The following is a 16613-nucleotide window of genomic DNA, read 5'->3' on the forward strand; positions in this document are numbered from 1 at the left end:
CGATGAAGGCAGTGACCTGGCAGGGCAAGCGGGACGTCCGGGTGGAGAACGTGCCCGATCCGACGATCCAGGAGCCGACGGACGCGATCATCCGCATCACCTCCACCGGGCTGTGCGGGTCGGACCTGCACCTGTACGAGGTGCTCACCCCGTTCATGACCCCGGGCGACATCCTCGGCCATGAACCCATGGGCATCGTCGAGGAGGTCGGCGCGGGCGTCCAGGACCTGCAGGTGGGGGACAGGGTCGTGGTGCCGTTCCAGATCGCCTGCGGCAACTGCTGGATGTGCCTGACCGGCCTGCCCACCCAGTGCGAGACCACCCAGGTGCAGGGCGAGGGCATGGGCGCCGCGCTGTTCGGCTACACCCGTCTGTACGGCTCGGTGCCGGGCGCCCAGGCCGAGTACCTGCGCGTCCCGCAGGCACAGTTCGGCCCGATCAAGGTCCCCGAGGGCCCGGCCGACGACCGTTTCGTCTACCTCTCCGACGTCCTGCCCACCGCCTGGCAGGCGGTCGCCTACGCCGATGTCCCCCAGGGCGGCAGCGTCGCCGTGCTCGGTCTCGGACCCATCGGCGACATGGCGTGCCGTGTCGCGCAGGTGCAGGGTGCCGGGAGGGTGTTCGGCGTGGACCTGGTCCCGGACCGGCTGCGCCGGGCGAAGGCACGGGGCGTGGAGACCTTCGACCTGAGGTCCTTCGACGACGAGAAGGAACTCGTCGAAGCGATCCGCGACCAGACCGACGGCCGCGGCCCGGACGCCGTGATCGACGCGGTCGGGACCGAGGCCCACGGCAGTGCGGCCGCGCGCATGGTGCAGAACGCCGCCGCGATCCTGCCCCGCAAGCTGGGCGGCCCGATCGCCGAGCGCTTCAGCGTCGACCGCCTCGCCGCGCTGCACACCGCCATCGAACTGGTGCGCCGCGGCGGCACCATCTCGCTGTCCGGCGTCTACGGCGGCATGGCGGACCCGCTGCCCCTGCTCACCCTGTTCGACAAGCAGATCCAGATGCGCATGGGGCAGGCCAACGTCCGCCGCTGGACCGACGACATCATCCCGTACCTGACGGACGAGGACCCCCTCGGCGTGGACGACTTCGCCACCCACCGGGTGCCGCTGTCGCAGGCCCCGCACGCGTACGAGATGTTCCAGCGCAAGCAGGACGGCGCGGTGAAGGTCATCATGCAGCCGTGAGGACCGTCCGGACCGGGACGGGCACCACGCCGGGCTTCTCGAAACGCCGAGCAGGCCCGGTCGGCCGCTGCGGCAACACTAGACGCCGAGGATCTCCGCCAGGTCGTAGCGGACCGGCTCCTCCAACTGCGCGTAGGTGCAGCTCTCGGGGGTCCGGTCCGGGCGCCAGCGGCGGAAACGGGCAGTGTGCCGGAAGCGCTGCCCGTTCTCCATGTGGTCGTACGCCACCTCGGCCACCCGGTCCGGCCGCAGCGGCACCCATGACAGGTCCTTGCGGCCGGACCAGCGGCTCGGCGCCCCCGGCAGCCGGGCCTTCTCATGGGCGGCCTCCTCGGACCAGGCCGCCCACGGATGCCCCGCCACGTCGTCCAGGCGCAGCGGCTCCAGCTCCTCCACCAGCTCGGCGCGCCGCTTCATCGTGAAGGCGGCGGACACCCCCACGTGCTGGAGTGTCCCCCGCTCGTCGTACAGGCCGAGCAGCAGCGAACCCACGACCGGGCCGCTCTTGTGCAGGCGGTACCCGGCGACCACGACGTCCGCCGTCCGCTCGTGCTTGATCTTGAACATGGCGCGCTCGTCCGGCCGGTAGCGCACCGTCAGCGGCTTGGCGATGACCCCGTCCAGTCCTGCCCCCTCGTACTCCTCGAACCACCGCCGCGCCACCTCGATGTCGGTGGTCGCCGGGGCCAGGTGCACCGGCGCCCGCACCCCGGACAGCTCAGCGGTCAGCCGCTCCCGCCGCTCGGTCAGCGGCGCGTCCATCAGCGACTCGTCCCCCAGCGCCAGCACGTCGAACACGACGAGCGACGCCGGCGTCCGCTCCGCCAGCATCCGCACCCGCGAGTCCGCCGGATGGATCCGCTCCGTCAGCGCGTCGAAGTCCAGATGCCCCTCCCGCGCGATCACGATCTCCCCGTCCACCACGCACCGCTCGGGCAACCGCTCGCGCACGGCCGTCACAAGCTCGGGAAAATACCTGGTCAGAGGCTTCCCGGTGCGACTGCCCAGCTCGACCTCGTCCCCGTCACGGAACACGATCGCCCGGAACCCGTCCCACTTGGCCTCGTACTGCATACCCGCGGGGATCGCCGCCACGGACTTGGCGAGCATCGGCAGGACAGGGGGCATCACCGGGAGATCCATGGATCGATTCTGCTCTGATATGCCACGCAGCGCCCGATATGCGGGGTGTGCGGGCTGCGCCTACCGTGGCGAGCATGGGTGACGCGGTGGAACTGGAGGTGGGCGGCCGGACCGTACGGCTGTCCAGCCCGGACAAGGTGTTCTTCCCGGAGCGTGGCTTCACCAAGCTGGACCTCGCTCGCTACTACATCGCCGTCGGCCCCGGCATCCTGCGCGCCCTGCGCGACCGGCCGACCACCCTGGAGCGCTACCCGGAGGGCGTGAACGGCGAGAACTTCTTCCAGAAGCGGGCGCCGAAGAACATGCCCGACTGGATCCCGACCGCGCACATCACCTTCCCCAGCGGCCGCAGCGCCGACGAGATGTGCCCCACCGAGGCCGGAGCGGTGGTGTGGGCGGCCCAGTTCGGCACCCTCACCTTCCACCCCTGGCCGGTGCGCCGCGACGACGTCGACCACCCGGACGAACTCCGCATCGACCTCGACCCGCAGCCCGGCACCGACTACGACGACGCCGCCCGCGCCGCCCACGAACTGCGGCAGGTGCTCGACGAGTTCGGCGGGCTGCGCGGTTTCCCCAAGACCTCGGGCGGCCGGGGCCTGCACGTGTTCGTGCCCATCGAACCGCGCTGGACCTTCACCCAGGTCCGGCGCGCCGCCATCGCCGTCGGCCGGGAGATGGAACGGCGGATGCCGGAACAGGTCACCATCAAGTGGTGGAAGGAGGAGCGCGGCAGACGCATCTTCATCGACTACAACCAGACGGCCCGCGACCGCACGATCGCCTCCGCCTACTCCGTACGCCCCCGCCCCCACGCCCCCGTCTCCGCGCCCCTGCGCTGGGACGAGGTCGGCATCGCGCACCCCCAGGACTTCGACCTCGCGACGATGCCCGCGCGCTTCGCCGAACTCGGCGACGTGCACGCGGACATGGACGACAAGCGCTACTCCCTGGAGGCCCTGCTCGACCTCGCCCGCCGCGACGAGCACGACCACGGACTGGGAGACCTGCCGTACCCGCCCGAGTATCCGAAGATGCCGGGGGAGCCCAGACGGGTACAGCCGAGCAGGGCCCGCAAGGAGAAGGAGCCTCCTACAGCTCCTTGATCCGGATGTCCCGGTACGAGACCACATCCGTCGTGCCGTGCACCTGGAGCCCGATGTAGCCGGAGGCGAACCGCCGCCCGTCCGTGCCCGGGTCGTCCGAGCGGGGCGGGCTGAACTCCTGGCCGCCGGTGTTGTCGAACTCGTTGATCAGCACACCGTTGCGCAGCACCGAGTAGTGCTGGCCCTCCACGCGGATCTCGTAGTCGTTCCAGGTGCCCTTCTGCGTCACGCCCGCGCCGGCCAGGCCCACCCGGTCGAAGCCGTAGAGCGAACCCGTCTTGTAGATGTCGCCGTCGGGCCGGTCGAGCACCTGCACCTCGTGCCCGTACTTGATGGCGACCCACTCGGGGCGGGACTCCTCCGGATGGTCGTGGACCCACGGGAAGCGCACGAACACACCGGAGTTGGCGTTGCCCGTGCCCGGGGCGTCATCGCGCCACTGGAGCTTCAGCGAGAAGTCGCCGTACTTGCGCTCCGGGAACCACAGCATGCCCATCCCGGGCGTGGTGGTGCCGGAGGTGATCGTCCCGTCCGGGTTCAACCCGAACGAACCGCCGCCCACCTGCTGCCACTTGGCCAGGGACTCCGCGGTGCCGTCGAACAGCGCCCGGTAACCCTCGGTCTGCCCCGGCTCGCCGATCCCGGACTGCCGGGCCGCCTTCCGGATCGCCTTGGACTCCCGCTGGTCGATCACGCCTTCCTTCAGCAGCGCGGCGAGGACGGAGTCCACGTGCTTGAGGAACAGCGCCTGGGACGTCCACTCCTTCTCGTCCTCGATCAGCTCGCCGATCCGGCAGCGATTGTCGGTCACCCGGTTGCGCACGCCCGAGTCGACCGTGCCGACGATCACCGTCAACCGTTCGTCGTACTCGGGGCAGTCGGGCGCCGGGACCTGCCCGGAGACGACCGTGAAGGCCACCGTGCGGGCCGCCGCGGTGTTGCCGGCCTTGTCCGTCGCCCGGTACGCCACGGTGTGCGCGCCCGCCCGGTCGACCACCACCGGCGCCGAGTAGGCGAGGTACGGGCCACCGTCGAGCGAGTACTCGATCTTCTCGACACCCGAGCCGTGCGCGTCGGTGGCCGTGACCGTCACCCGGGCGCTGTTGACGTACGCCCCGGCGGAGTTCTTCGTGCCCTCCACGGCCACGCCCGTCACCGGTGGAGTGGTGTCCTGCGGCGGCGCCGCGACGACCGTGAACCGCACGCTCTTCTCCGCAGCCACATTGCCCGCCTTGTCGGTGGCGCGGTAGCGGACCGTGTGCGCACCCACCTGGTGCACCATCACGGGGGCGGTGTACGGCTGCCAGGCGCCGGAGCCGATCGCGTACTCGATCGTGTTGACCCCGGCCCCCGTGTCGGAGGCCGAGACGGTGACCGTCGCCATGTCGATGTACGCCCCGTCGGCGTCGCGCTCACCGCTCACCGTCGCCGAGGTCTCCGGGGCGGTGGTGTCGTCCGACTGGGGAGCGACGACCGTGAACGCGGCGCTCTTCTCGGCGGAGACGTTCCCCGCCTTGTCGAAGGCGCGGTAACGGACCTTGTGACTGCCGACCTGGTCGACGACGACCGGCGCGGTGTACGGCTGCCAGGCACCCGCGTCGCCGATCGCGTACTCGATCCGCTCCACGCCTGAGCCGCCCTCGTCGGTGGCGTGCAGCGCCACGCTCGCCGAGCCGACGTACTCGCCCTGCGCGTTCTGCGTGCCGCTCACGTGCGCCGACGCCTCGGGCGCCGTGGTGTCCTCGCCGGTGCCCTCGGTCACCGTCAGGATGCCCTGCATCTGGCCGTGGCCGGGGATCGTGCAGTGGTAGAAGTACCGGCCGGGCGTGAGCGTGACCTGGGCGGTGTGCTTGCCGCCCTGGGCGTCGTTCGGGTTGGCCAGGATGTTGAGCTGCACGTCGCTGTTGAACTCGGGGTCGCTGGTCACGAACGTCAGGGTGTGCGGCATGCCCGTGGTGTTGCCGGTGGCCGCGCTGTTCTCGAAGACGATCGTGGCGGTGCCGGCGACCGCCGTCTTCGGCGCCGAGAGGTACGTGGCGATGTCGTTGCCGGCCGTCCAGGTGAGCACCTGGTCGGCGGCCTGTTTCCCGGGCTGCCCGGCGGCGGGCAGCGCCTGCACGCCGAGCATCATCAGCAGGGCGGCCAGCAGGGCGGCCCAGACTCTTCGTTGCCGGATCACTCGGTCCCCCTCGCCAACTGGCCGGCGGCCGGGGTGGGCCCGCCGCCCTTGTAGGTGACCCGCCACAGGGCCGACTTGGAGTCCGAGGTGAAGAAGCCGCGCCCGTAGTCGAGGACGTACAGCGCGCCGTCCGGACCGAACTTCCAGTCCATCAGGTTCCTGATGCCGTCGTTGCCGACCGGCACGATCTTCTTCAGCGACTCCGCGTGCACCGGCAGACCGCCGTCTCCTTGCGTCTTCGGGTCCATGAGCACCGCGTTGCGCGGCTGGTCGGCGTCGTAGAAGTCGCCGACGAACCACTTGCCGTCCCAGTACGCCGGCCACTTCACGGCGCTGTCGGCAGCGGCCGTGCCGTACCGGTAGACCGGCCCGTTCATCGCGGCCTGCCCGCCGCCCTTCAGCCAGGGCAGCCGGTACGTGGCCTCCGCCGGCTTGTACGACGGGACGCCGTTCGCGTCGCGCGGGTAGTCCGGGCCGCCGCCCGAGGGCGAGTACCAGATGTTGTTGCCGGTCACCGGCGGCAGGTCGACCAGGCCGTCGTTGTTCGGCGACTCGTTCTTCGGGTGGTCGCAGTCGTACCAGCCCAGCGGTTTGGACGGGTCCGGCAGATTCCGGTCCCGGTAGGGCTGCTTGTTGCCCATGCAGTACGGCCAGCCGCGGTTGCCCGCCTCGGTGATGGCGGCGAACGTGTCGTACTTGGCCGGGCCCCAGGTCGTCGACGGCGCGCTCGCGTCCGGGCCGACCCAGCCCGCGTAGAGCACGTCGGTCGACTTGTCGATGGAGATGCGCGCGGGGTTGCGGACGCCCATCACATAGATCTCGCCGCGCGTCTTGCCGCCGCCCTCGTCGGGCTCCTTCCCGGTGAAGAGATTGCCCTGGGGGAGCGTGTACGTCCCGTCCGGCTCCGGGTGGATGCGCAGGATCTTGCCGTTGAGGTTGTTGGTGTTGCCCGCGGTGCGGCGTGCGTCCGCGAAGGAGACGCCCTTGTAGTTCGGCTGCGGGTTGTTGCCCGCATAGCCGTCGCTGAAGCCGCTGGAGTTGTTGTCACCGGTGGCGATGTACAGGTTGCCCTTGGAGTCCCAGGCCATCCCGCCGCCCGCGTGGCAGCAGCTGTGGATCTGCACCGGCCACTTCAGCAGGACCTTCTCACTGGCGAGGTCCAGCTTGTTCGTGGCCCGGTCGAGCGTGAACCGGGAGACCCGTCGCTCCGCCATCCGCGTCTCGCGGTTGATCCGCTCATGCGGCGTGTAGTGCAGATACACCCAGCCGTTCTGCGCGAACTGCGGGTCCAGCTCGATGCCGAGCAGCCCCTCCTCGACCTTGACCAGCTCGTCGCCGCCGCCCTTGTTGCCGAAGACGGTGAGCGCCCCGGCCAAGGTGACCTGCTTGGTCTTCGGGTCGTAGACGTGTATCTCGCCCTTGCCCTTGCCGATGTCGGGGTTGTTCCAGTCCGTGATCACGGGCTGCGAGGAGTCCGCGCCGCCCCGGCCGATGTAGAAGACCCGGCCGTCCGGCGCGGTGACCATCCCGTGCGGCTCGCCGATCTGGTCGTTCTGCCCCGGCTGGTTGGGCTTGGTCAGCCGCTCCGCCGCGTAGTTGGCGTTGATGGTCGCCTTGCAGTCGGCCTGCTCCAGCCGGGTCGTCCACATCAGCGCGCCGCGCAGATGATCGCGGAAGTCGGTCTCGTCGTACGACGACACCGTCCCGCCCATGCCGGTGTAGAAGGAACGGCCGCCGTCGTAGTCACGGCACCAGCTGACCGGATGGTCCCAGCCGTTGGAGCCCGAGCCCGGCTGGTACGTCGACTCGCGGACCCGGGCCACCGTGTGCACGTCGCCCGAGGGGTTCTTCACCCAGTTCAGCCACCGGTCCGGGCGCTTCCACTGCACCGGCAGGTCCTTGGTGGCGGGGTGCCGGCGGTCGCCGACCTCGACGGTCGCGCGCTGCACGTTCGTGGGGCTCGCCGCGGCCGGACGGGCGCCCACCAGTCCGGTGAACCAGTCCGAGTACGGCTCCGCACGCACCGCGTCATGGATGCCGACGAACCCGCCGCCGGCCTCCATGTACGCCTCCAGGCCCGCCTCCTGCTCCGCGTCGAGGACATCGCCCCCGCCGGTCAGGAACACGATCGCGTTGAAGCGGCCCAGCTTCGTCTCATCGGTGAACACCGAGGCGTCACCGGTGGCCTGGACCGTGAAGCGGCGGTCCGCCGGGCCCGACAGGCCGATGTCCTCGATGGCCTCGATCCCGGCGTTCACCACCGGCGACTCCTCCCCGGCCGCCGCGGAACCGTGGAAGATCAGCACCCGTACGTTCGCGCCGCCCGGCGGCGACTTGATCGACATCGTTGTCAGCGGGGGTTCGGGGAAAGGGCGCGCGTTCGCCGCGGGGCCCGACAGCAGCCCGGCGGTCACGACCCCGGCGGCGACGGACGCCGCCCAGACGCGTCTTGACTTGCTCCACCCTCGTAAGTGCATGGGCACCTCCTCGGTCACAGCAACACCGCCAAGGAAGCTAAACCCCTTTGCATGTCTCGCCAATACCTATGACCGGTATGGCGCCAACTTTGTCTTGAGTGTGGATAAACGGGAGCGCGGCCGGTACCGTCTCACAGGTTCATCACAGGTACGCCTCCGTAAAAGCCTTACCAGGTGGGGAGTTCCGCATGGACAGACGCAGCTTCAACCGGCGGATCCTGCTGGGCGGCGCGGCCGTCGCGACGTCGCTGTCCGTGGTGCCGGAGGCCGTGAGCGCCGCCGGACCCGTGAAGACGGCTCCCGCCGGAGGCGAGGTGAAGCGCATCAAGCTCTACGCCGAGAAGCTCCCCGACGGGCAGATGGGCTACGGCCTGGAGAAGGGCAAGGCGAGCATCCCGGGCCCGTTGATCGAGCTCAACGAAGGCGACACGCTGCACGTCGAGTTCGAGAACACCATGGACGTGGCGGTCAGCCTGCACGTCCACGGCCTGGACTACGAGATCACCAGCGACGGCACGAAACTGAACCGCAGTCACGTCGAGCCGGGCGGCACCCGCACCTACACCTGGCGCACCCACGCCCCCGGACGCCGGGGGGACGGCACCTGGCGCTCGGGCAGCGCGGGCTACTGGCACTACCACGACCACGTCGTCGGCACGGAACACGGCACCGTGGGGCTGCAGAAGGGCCTCTTCGGCCCGGTCATCGTCCGCCGCAAGGGCGATGTCCTGCCCGACCGCACGCACACCGTCGTCTTCAACGACATGCGGATCAACAACAAGCCGCCGCACTCGGGGCCGGACTTCGAGGCCACGGTGGGGGATCGCGTGGAGTTCGTCGTGATCACGCACGGCGAGTTCTACCACACGTTCCATATGCACGGTCATCGCTGGGCGGACAACCGCACCGGCATGCTGACCGGCCCCGAGGACCCCAGCCAGGTCATCGACAACAAGATCACGGGCCCCGCGGACTCCTTCGGCTTCCAGGTGATCGCGGGGGAGGGGGTCGGCGCCGGCGCCTGGATGTACCACTGCCACGTCCAGAGCCACTCCGACATGGGCATGGTCGGACTGTTCCTGGTGAAGAAGCCGGACGGCACCATTCCGGGGTACGAGCCGCACGAGCACGGCGACGGGCCGGCGGGCGGCGGCCACGAGCACTGACGGGCGGAGCCGGCCTCCCGAGCGCACGAGAGCGCTCTCACCACGCTGCGTCCCGGGGCTATCCTGATCCGCAGCCGCAGGTGAGGAGCCCCGAAGTGACCGACACAGCGCCGCGTCCCACCCTGGAGGCCGTGGCCGCCCGGGCCGGTGTCTCGCGGGCCACGGTGTCCCGCGTGGTCAACGGCGGGGACGGGGTGCGGGACGTCCTCGTGGAGCGGGTCCGCAAGGCCGTGGACGAGCTCGGGTACGTGCCCAACCAGGCCGCCCGCTCGCTGGTCACCCGACGCCACGACGCGGTCGCGGTCGTCGTCGCCGAACCGGAGACCCGGGTCTTCGCCGACCCGTTCTTCGCGCTCCAGCTGCGTGGCATCAGCAAGGAGCTCACCGCCCACGACAACCAGCTCGTGCTGCTGCTCACGGAGGGCAGGGACGACCACGCCCGGGTCGGCCGCTACCTCGCCGGCGGGCACGTCGACGGCGCCCTCGTCTTCTCCCTGCACCTGGACGACCCGCTGCCGGAGCTGATCCAGCGGGCCGGTGTGCCCACCGTCTTCGGCGGGCGGCCCGGCTGGAGCGGCGACCGGCGCGACGTGGTCTACGTCGACAGCGACAACCGCGGCGGCGCCCGTGACGCCGTCCGCCACCTGGCGGGGCTCGGCCGTACCCGGATCGCGCACATCACCGGCGCCCTCGACCAGACCTCCGCCGCGGACCGCCTCGACGGCTACCGGGACGTCATGGTGGACGCCGACCCGCGGCTGATCGCCGAGGCCGACTTCACCCCGGCCGGTGGCGAACGGGCGATGCGCGAGCTCCTGGAGCGCTGCCCGGACGTGGACGCGGTGTTCGCCGCCAACGACCTCACGGCCGCCGGCGCGCTGCGCGTCCTGCGCGCCCGCGGCCGCCGCGTCCCCGACGACGTGGCCGTGATCGGCTTCGACGACATGCGGCCCGTCGCGGAACAGACCGACCCGCCCCTCACGACGGTCCGTCAGGACATCGAGGAGATGGGCCGCCTGATGGCCCGCCTGCTGCTGCGCGGCCTCGACCGGGACGCGCCGCGGGAGGGTGTCGGGGCGATCCCGTCGAGCGTGGTGCTGCCGACGACGCTGGTGCGGCGCGAGTCGGCCTAGGTGTGCTGTCCCCGGACGTCGGTGACAGGCGAACACCTTGAGCGGTCCTTGGACGAGGGGAAGGGCACGCGTCGCCGGGGGGGGGAGCCGGACGGCGTGCCCGGGGCCTCAGCCCTGCCGCGGCTCGCTGCGGATCACCGCGAAGCGGGCGCCGTACGGGTCGGCGAGTTTGGCCAGGCGGCCGACGGAGGGGAGGTCCGTCGCGGGGAGGCGGACCGTGCCGCCCAGCTCCTCGGCCCTGGCGACGATGGCGTCCGTGTCGGCGACCTCGAAGTACGGCAGCCAGTACGCCTCGTTCTCCGCCGGGTCGTCGGCCAGGGGGACGACACCGCCGAACATGGCGTCCTCGCTCTCCCCGGCGGGATTGAACGTGGTGTACGTGCCGCCGGCGAAGTCGGCGCCGAAGGTCTCCAGACCGAGCACGGAGTGGTAGAAGGCCGCCGCGGCCGGGACGTCCGCCGTGTACAGCTCGACCCAGCACAGCGACCCGTGCTCCTGGACGACCTCCAGGCCCTTGTTGCGGCCCGGCTGCCACAGCCCGAAGGACACCCCGGCCTGGTCGGCGAGGATCGCCATCCGGCCCAGGTCCTGGACGTCCATCGGCTGCACCGTCACCGCACCGTGCGCCTGCTCGGCCGCCCGCGCCGTGGCGTCCGCGTCCGGAGCCTGGAAGTACACCGTCCAGGACGGCGGGCCCTGCTCCGGCGTGGTCTGCATGCCTCCGGCGGCCGTCCTGCCGCCGAGCTGGAACAGGCCGTACCCTCCGACCTCCGGGCCGCCCGGCTGGAACCGCCAGCCGAACAGTCCGCCGTAGAAGGCGGCGGCGCCGTCGATGTCGGGGGTGCCGAGATCGATCCAGTTCGGAGCGCCGGTGACAAAACGGGTGGTGAGCATCGTCGCCCTCCTCGCACAGGGGCCCGTCGTCTGCACTGCCGAGTCTTTCACCGCGCGGTGCCGACCGCCGCCGGAGCGGGGCCGCGGCGTGGTTTCGGATGTTTCCGCGCGCCGCCGTGCGCCGGCCCCGTCCGGCGGGCCACCATCGAGGCGGCCGGGGCCCGTGAACGAGGTGTTGATCCCGCGTTGATCGAACGTTTTTCGCCGCCCGCGACGCTTTCGGGCATGCACATCGACACGATCACTTCGCCCGAACTCGAATGGCAGCAAGAGGCGTTGTGCGCGCAGACGGGGGCGGACTTCTTCTTCCCCGAGCCGGGCAGTTCGGTGCGGGAGGCGAAACGGATCTGCGGTATGTGCCCGATCCGCGCGGCCTGCCTGGAGTACGCGCTGGACCACGACGAGCGCTTCGGCGTCTGGGGCGGTCTTTCGGAGAAGGAGCGGCTGGAGCTGCGGCGCGTGTCGCGGTAGCCGCCGCGGGAGCGGGGTGCGGTCCCGCCCTGTCCGCAGCCGGAACGCACAGGGCCCCGGCCGCTCGTGGCGGCCGGAGCCCTGTGTCCGTGCGTGCCGGTCGGCGTCAGGCGCCGGCCCGGGCGGCCATACGCGCCTTGCGGGCGGCCAGCTTCTCGTCGAACTTCGCCGCCTCCGAGTCCAGACCGCCCATGAACAGACCGAGCTCCTCCTGCGCCTTGCGGCCCTCGGGGCCCAGGCCGTCGATCTCCATGACCTTCAGGAAGCGCAGCACCGGCTGGAGCACGTCGTCGTGGTGGATGCGCATGTTGTAGACCTCGCCGATCGCCATCTGCGCGGCGGCCCGCTCGAAGCCGGGCATGCCGTGGCCGGGCATCCGGAAGTTCACGATGACGTCACGCACCGCCATCATCGTCAGGTCGGGCGCCAGCTCGAAGGCCGCCTTGAGCAGGTTCCGGTAGAAGACCATGTGCAGGTTCTCGTCGGTGGCGATGCGCGCCAGCATGCGGTCGCAGACCGGGTCCCCGGACTGGTGGCCGGTGTTGCGGTGCGAGACGCGGGTCGCGAGCTCCTGGAAGGCCACGTAGGCGACCGAGTGCAGCATCGAGTGCCGGTTGTCCGACTCGAAGCCCTCGCTCATGTGGGACATCCGGAACTCCTCCAGCTTGTCCGGGTCCACCGCGCGCGAGGTGAGCAGGTAGTCGCGCATCACGATGCCGTGCCGGCCCTCCTCCGCGGTCCAGCGGTGCACCCAGGTGCCCCAGGCACCGTCGCGGCCGAACAGCGAGGCGATCTCGTGGTGGTAGCTGGGCAGGTTGTCCTCGGTGAGAAGGTTGACGACGAGCGCGATGCGTCCGATCTCGGTGACCTTGGACTGCTCCTTCTCCCAGGCCTGGCCGTCCTCGAAGACACCGGGGAAGTTGCGACCGTCGGTCCACGGCACGTACTCGTGCGGCATCCAGTCCTTGGCGACCTTCAGATGCCGGTTGAGTTCCTTCTCGACCACTTCCTCCAGGGCGTACAGCAGCTGAGCGTCGGTCCAGGCGCCGGCCGGGCTGCCGAGGTGGGGAGTGGTGATCGTCATGGACTCTCCAGGAAACAAGCGTACGAGCGGTGAGCGGTGACCTACGGCATCGTAGGCTACGTATCCGTAGGTTACGAAGCCGTAGGTTAAGGGTGCTGTAAAGACCGCTGATCAGCAGGGTCACCCGACCGCGCGTCGGGCTTCCCGGACCCGCAGGTCGGGAGGCCGGACGGGGAACGTGTGCCTCCGGTCAGACATACAGCTCCCGCAGCCGCACCGAGAGGCATGTCACACATCCCTCGAGCTTCTCGAACTCGCTGATGTCGACGACGACCGGTTCGTACCCGAGGTCGGCGAACAGCTCGGCGGTCTTCGGCGCGCTCGCCGCCATCAGCAGCTTGTCGCCGCCGAGCAGGACCACGTGCGACCCCGCCTCCTCCGGGACCGGCAGGAAGCGCGCGAACAGCGACGGGGTGTCCATCTTCGGGATGTGCCCGATGACCGTGCCGTCGGGCAGCGCCGTGACCGCCGACTTCAGGTGCAGCACCTTGCTCACCGGCGCGGAGACGACCCGCGCGCCGAGCGGCTCGAACGCGGCGCGCAGCTGCCGGACGCCATCGGCGTTGGTACGACCGCCCCGGCCCACGTAGACGGTGTCGCCGATCTTCAGGACGTCTCCGCCCTCCAGGGTGCCCGGCTCCCAGATCCAGTTCACCGAGCAGCCCAGACCGGCCACGGCCTCCTCCACCCCGGCGGTCTCCTCCCGCCGGGAGTCGGCGCCGGGACGCGCGATCAGGGCCACGTTCTTGTACATCACGACCGTGTCCTCGACGAACACCGAGTCCGGGCAGTCGTCGGCGGGGTCCACCTCGATGGTCTCCCAGCCGTGCGTGCGCAGGGCCTCCACGTACGCCTCCCACTGCTCGACGGCGAGGCCGGCGTCGACCTTCTCCCGCTCGATATGCGTCACCAGCCCTTCGGTGAGACGCGGGCTGGGGCGGCGGACGAGGGCCTTCTTGCTGGGCACGAGCATGACTCCGTATCGGATGGGACGGTCGGGACCGCACCGACGGAGCCTCCGGGATCGACCGGAACCCATCGGGCGTCGGCCGACCATCATGCAGGGCGAACGAGGGCGAGGACAGCCCCGGGGAGGGGCGGAGCGGGTGGAGGGGCCGAGCCACCGCCCGCCGGGTACCCGCCGAGCCCGCCGTCCAACTCAGCCCACCGACCCGGCCCCCTCCAGCCCTCGGCGCTGTGTCGGCGTCACCGCACCGGCGGCGGTCTCCCGCTGTTCGTCCGGACGCAGGCACTCGATCAGGTAGTCGCCCGTGTCGGGGTCTCGGGTCACCCCGTGGGTCTCGCTGCCGAAGCCGGGGAAGTGGCGGTCGAAGGACTCCAGGGCGCCGAGGTAGCGCAGGAGGGGACCGTCGGCCTCGCCGGTGCTCTCGCCCGGCATGAGGACCGGGATGCCGGGCGGTGTCACCGTGACCATCGCCGCGGCGACCCGCCCTGGTGCGTCCGTCAGGCGGATCCGTTCCGTGCCGCCGCGGATCAGGCGCTCGTAGCACAGTTGGGGCGGGGCGACCGGCTCGGGCAGGTGCTGGAAGGCGGTGTCGAGCAGTTCGACCAGGCGGGCCGCGCGCAGATGGTCGTGCATCTCCTGGCACAGGTCGCGCAAGGTCAGCCCGCTGTAGCGCCGAGGGTGCTCCGCCACCAGCGCGGGGAGCACACGCTCGAGCGGGGCGTCACCGTCGTAGAGGTCCTTGAAGTCCATGAGGGCGTCCAGGAGGGTGCCCCACTTGCCCTTGGTGATGCCCATGGAGAACAGCACCAACGTGGTGTAGCTGTCGGTCTTCTCGACGACGATGCCGCGGGTCGTCAGATACGCGGTCAGCACCCGGGCCGGGATGCCCCGCTCGGACATCTCCCCGCTCGCGTCGAGCCCCGGGCAGGTCAGGGTGACCTTGATCGGGTCGAGCATGCAGTAGCCGTCGGTCAGACCGGGGAAACCGTGCCAGTCCGCGTCGGGCGCGAGGTGCCAGCAGGACGGCTCGGTGCGCAGCAGGTCGGCCGGTGCCTCGTCGAAGGGCAGCCGTTTCCCGCTCGTTGGGTCCGTCACCTCGTCCGGCTGCCACACGCCGAAGAACCACGGCGGCCGGTCACCCGCCGCCTCGATCCGCCGTCCGATCCGCACCACCTCCTGGCGGAACCGGATCGCCTCGGTCACCGCCTCGTCGACCAGCCACTGTCCCTGCGGGCCGTCCATCATGGCCGTCGCCACGTCCAGCGAGGCGATCATCGGGTACAGCGGTGACGTGGTCCCGTGCATCATCAGCGCCTCGTTGAACCGGTCGTGCTCGACCGGTGCCCGCGGTGCCGGCCTGATGTGCACCATGGCCGCCTGCGACAGGGCCGCCAGCAGTTTGTGGGTGGACTGGGTCGCGAAGACCGTCGGCCGGTCGGGGCCGGGGAAGGCCTCCTCGTCCACCGACATGCCGTAGCGCCCGGCGTAGAGGGGATGGAAGCGGGCGTAGGCGAACCAGGCCTCGTCGAAGTGCAGCCGGGGCGTGGCCGTGGCGAACGCCCGGGCCGCGGCCACCGCGTCGTAACACAGCCCGTCGTACGTGGAGTTGGTGAACACCGCGTACTGGGCGCGCGAGGAGACGGCATCCGGCGTCAGCGGGTTCGCGGCGATCCGCGCGGCCACCGAGTCCGCCGCGATCTCGGCGGGCGGCAGAGGGCCGGCTAGGCCGTAGCCGTTGCGGGTGGGGACCAGGTACACCGGGCGCGCGCCGGACACGACCAGGCCGTGCAGGACGGACTTGTGGCAGTTGCGGTCGACCAGGGCGATCTCGTCGCGGGTCACGCTGAAGTGTCCGACCAGGCGGTTGCAGGTGGAGTCGCCGTGCAGGACGAAGAAGGTGTGCGCGGAGCCGAAGACCCGCGCGGCGTTGCGCTCCGCCTCGCCGATCGGCCCGGTGTGCTCGAACAGCGAGCCGAGCTCCTCCACGGAGATCGACAGGTCGCTGCGCAGCAGCCGCTCCCCGAAGTAGGCGTGGAAGGCCCGGCCCACGGGTGACTTGAGGAAGGCGACACCGCCGGAGTGCGCGGGAGTGTGCCACGAGTACTCGTGCGCGTCGTCGAAGCGCCGCAGCGCCTTGAAGAACGGCGGGAGCAGCGCGTCCTGGTAGGCGCGTGCGGCGCTGGTGATCCGCCCGGCGATGAACGCCGGCGTGTCCTCCAGCGGCCACACGTAGCCCACCACCGACTGGGACACCCACAGCGGCAGCTCGCGCAGCCCCTCGTCCGCCATGACCAGGAACACCGGCAGGTTCTGGAACCGGCGCCCGATCCGGCGCAGCACCGTCGCACCGCCCGGCCCGCCTCCGGCTCCCGCTTCGCCCTCGCCCCCGGCAAGGGCTCCGCCCCGGCCGCCGGCTCCCGCTTCGCCCCGGCCACCGGCTCCCGCTCCGCCCCGGCCACCAACTCCCGCTTCGCCCAGGCCACCGGCCCGGGCGAGGGCTCCGCCCCGGCCCCCGGCTCCGCCCCCCGCTCCGGACGGAAGGTCCCAGGCGACCACCGCGGCGGCCAGCCCGGCCTCGGTCCGCAGCACCGCCTCGGCGTCGGCGACGCCCACCACCCACCGCACCTGCAAACCGCGCGCCCGGATTCCCTCGGCGATGCACGTCAACTGCTCCGCGCCGACACCCCCGTCGTCCGGATGCTCCGCCACCGCCACCAGTACCGTGCCGTCGGCCATGCCGTCCCCCCTCCACGGTGGCCCGCGCCACCCCCTCCAGTGTTCGCGGGCCCCGCACGCATGA

General features: G+C 71.0%; 12 protein-coding genes. 5 read left to right on the plus strand and 7 right to left on the minus strand.

Going from position 1 to position 16613, the window contains the following annotated elements:
• Nucleotides 1-2 precede the first annotated feature (2 nt).
• The gene (locus FDO69_RS15045; RefSeq protein ID WP_104780326.1) at nucleotides 3-1193 is read left to right on the plus strand and encodes a zinc-dependent alcohol dehydrogenase; all 1191 of its coding nucleotides are present in this window, start codon (nucleotides 3-5) and stop codon (nucleotides 1191-1193) included.
• 78 nt (nucleotides 1194-1271) lie between these two features.
• Here FDO69_RS15045 and FDO69_RS15050 read toward each other — a convergent pair whose 3' ends face one another.
• Nucleotides 1272-2336 carry an ATP-dependent DNA ligase gene (locus FDO69_RS15050; protein ID WP_104780327.1) on the minus strand — a complete coding sequence of 355 codons (1065 nt, stop codon included), beginning with the start codon at nucleotides 2334-2336 and terminating at the stop codon, nucleotides 1272-1274.
• Between the two features lie 74 nt (nucleotides 2337-2410).
• On the opposite strand from FDO69_RS15050, the gene ligD reads away from it, so the two are divergent.
• The gene (ligD, locus tag FDO69_RS15055) at nucleotides 2411-3442 is read left to right on the plus strand and encodes a non-homologous end-joining DNA ligase (RefSeq protein ID WP_104780328.1); all 1032 of its coding nucleotides are present in this window, start codon (nucleotides 2411-2413) and stop codon (nucleotides 3440-3442) included.
• On the opposite strand, the gene FDO69_RS15060 is transcribed toward ligD, so the two are convergent.
• Together FDO69_RS15060 and FDO69_RS15065 are read right to left on the minus strand one after the other, a co-directional pair.
• Nucleotides 3429-5573 carry an OmpL47-type beta-barrel domain-containing protein gene (locus FDO69_RS15060; RefSeq protein ID WP_104780556.1) on the minus strand — a complete coding sequence of 715 codons (2145 nt, stop codon included), beginning with the start codon at nucleotides 5571-5573 and terminating at the stop codon, nucleotides 3429-3431. The two genes, ligD and FDO69_RS15060, sit on opposite strands and share 14 nt — an antisense overlap.
• Before the next feature lie 44 nt (nucleotides 5574-5617).
• Nucleotides 5618-8098, minus strand: a complete 2481-nt coding sequence (locus FDO69_RS15065; protein WP_170320887.1) for a ThuA domain-containing protein — start codon at nucleotides 8096-8098, stop codon at nucleotides 5618-5620.
• Between the two features lie 188 nt (nucleotides 8099-8286).
• Between FDO69_RS15065 and FDO69_RS15070 the strand changes: the two genes are divergently transcribed.
• Entirely contained in the window at nucleotides 8287-9264 is a 978-nt protein-coding gene (locus FDO69_RS15070; protein WP_104780330.1) for a multicopper oxidase domain-containing protein, read from the plus strand.
• 95 nt (nucleotides 9265-9359) lie between these two features.
• Nucleotides 9360-10397, plus strand: coding sequence for a LacI family DNA-binding transcriptional regulator (locus tag FDO69_RS15075; protein WP_104780331.1), 1038 nt, complete (start codon nucleotides 9360-9362; stop codon nucleotides 10395-10397).
• Between the two features lie 108 nt (nucleotides 10398-10505).
• On the opposite strand, the gene FDO69_RS15080 is transcribed toward FDO69_RS15075, so the two are convergent.
• Nucleotides 10506-11291, minus strand: a complete 786-nt coding sequence (locus FDO69_RS15080; RefSeq protein WP_104780332.1) for a VOC family protein — start codon at nucleotides 11289-11291, stop codon at nucleotides 10506-10508.
• A gap of 225 nt (nucleotides 11292-11516) precedes the next feature.
• Here FDO69_RS15080 and FDO69_RS15085 point away from each other — a divergent pair, with 225 nt between their 5' ends.
• Nucleotides 11517-11762 (plus strand): WhiB family transcriptional regulator, encoded by a 246-nt coding sequence (locus FDO69_RS15085; protein ID WP_030841026.1) that lies wholly within the window; start codon nucleotides 11517-11519, stop codon nucleotides 11760-11762.
• Nucleotides 11763-11868: 106 nt separating this feature from the next.
• On the opposite strand, the gene FDO69_RS15090 is transcribed toward FDO69_RS15085, so the two are convergent.
• The 3 genes from FDO69_RS15090 to FDO69_RS15100 form a co-directional block, all read right to left on the minus strand.
• Nucleotides 11869-12846, minus strand: coding sequence for an acyl-ACP desaturase (locus FDO69_RS15090; RefSeq protein ID WP_104780334.1), 978 nt, complete (start codon nucleotides 12844-12846; stop codon nucleotides 11869-11871).
• 190 nt (nucleotides 12847-13036) lie between these two features.
• Complete coding sequence (gene ddaH, locus FDO69_RS15095) at nucleotides 13037-13813, minus strand: dimethylargininase (RefSeq protein WP_104780557.1); 777 nt, start codon at nucleotides 13811-13813, stop codon at nucleotides 13037-13039.
• Between the two features lie 192 nt (nucleotides 13814-14005).
• Nucleotides 14006-16549: an Orn/Lys/Arg family decarboxylase gene (locus FDO69_RS15100; protein WP_104780335.1), complete on the minus strand. Its 2544-nt coding sequence runs from the start codon at nucleotides 16547-16549 to the stop codon at nucleotides 14006-14008.
• Between the last annotated feature and the right edge of the window lie 64 nt (nucleotides 16550-16613).

The sequence above is a fragment of the Streptomyces tibetensis genome, from assembly GCF_007655005.1.
GTDB lineage: Bacteria > Actinomycetota > Actinomycetes > Streptomycetales > Streptomycetaceae > Streptomyces > Streptomyces tibetensis.

Excerpts from the sequence above, each read along its gene's own strand:
- FDO69_RS15085 (WP_030841026.1), top strand. The coding sequence starts at position 11,517 with ATGCACATCGACACGATCACTTCGCCCGAACTCGAATGGCAGCAAGAG.
- FDO69_RS15080 (WP_104780332.1), bottom strand. The coding sequence starts at position 11,291 with ATGCTCACCACCCGTTTTGTCACCGGCGCTCCGAACTGGATCGATCTC.
- FDO69_RS15090 (WP_104780334.1), bottom strand. The coding sequence starts at position 12,846 with ATGACGATCACCACTCCCCACCTCGGCAGCCCGGCCGGCGCCTGGACC.
- ligD (WP_104780328.1), top strand. The coding sequence starts at position 2,411 with ATGGGTGACGCGGTGGAACTGGAGGTGGGCGGCCGGACCGTACGGCTG.
- FDO69_RS15065 (WP_170320887.1), bottom strand. The coding sequence starts at position 8,098 with ATGCACTTACGAGGGTGGAGCAAGTCAAGACGCGTCTGGGCGGCGTCC.
- FDO69_RS15060 (WP_104780556.1), bottom strand. The coding sequence starts at position 5,573 with ATGATGCTCGGCGTGCAGGCGCTGCCCGCCGCCGGGCAGCCCGGGAAA.
- FDO69_RS15050 (WP_104780327.1), bottom strand. The coding sequence starts at position 2,336 with ATGGATCTCCCGGTGATGCCCCCTGTCCTGCCGATGCTCGCCAAGTCC.
- FDO69_RS15070 (WP_104780330.1), top strand. The coding sequence starts at position 8,287 with ATGGACAGACGCAGCTTCAACCGGCGGATCCTGCTGGGCGGCGCGGCC.
- FDO69_RS15100 (WP_104780335.1), bottom strand. The coding sequence starts at position 16,549 with ATGGCCGACGGCACGGTACTGGTGGCGGTGGCGGAGCATCCGGACGAC.
- FDO69_RS15045 (WP_104780326.1), top strand. The coding sequence starts at position 3 with ATGAAGGCAGTGACCTGGCAGGGCAAGCGGGACGTCCGGGTGGAGAAC.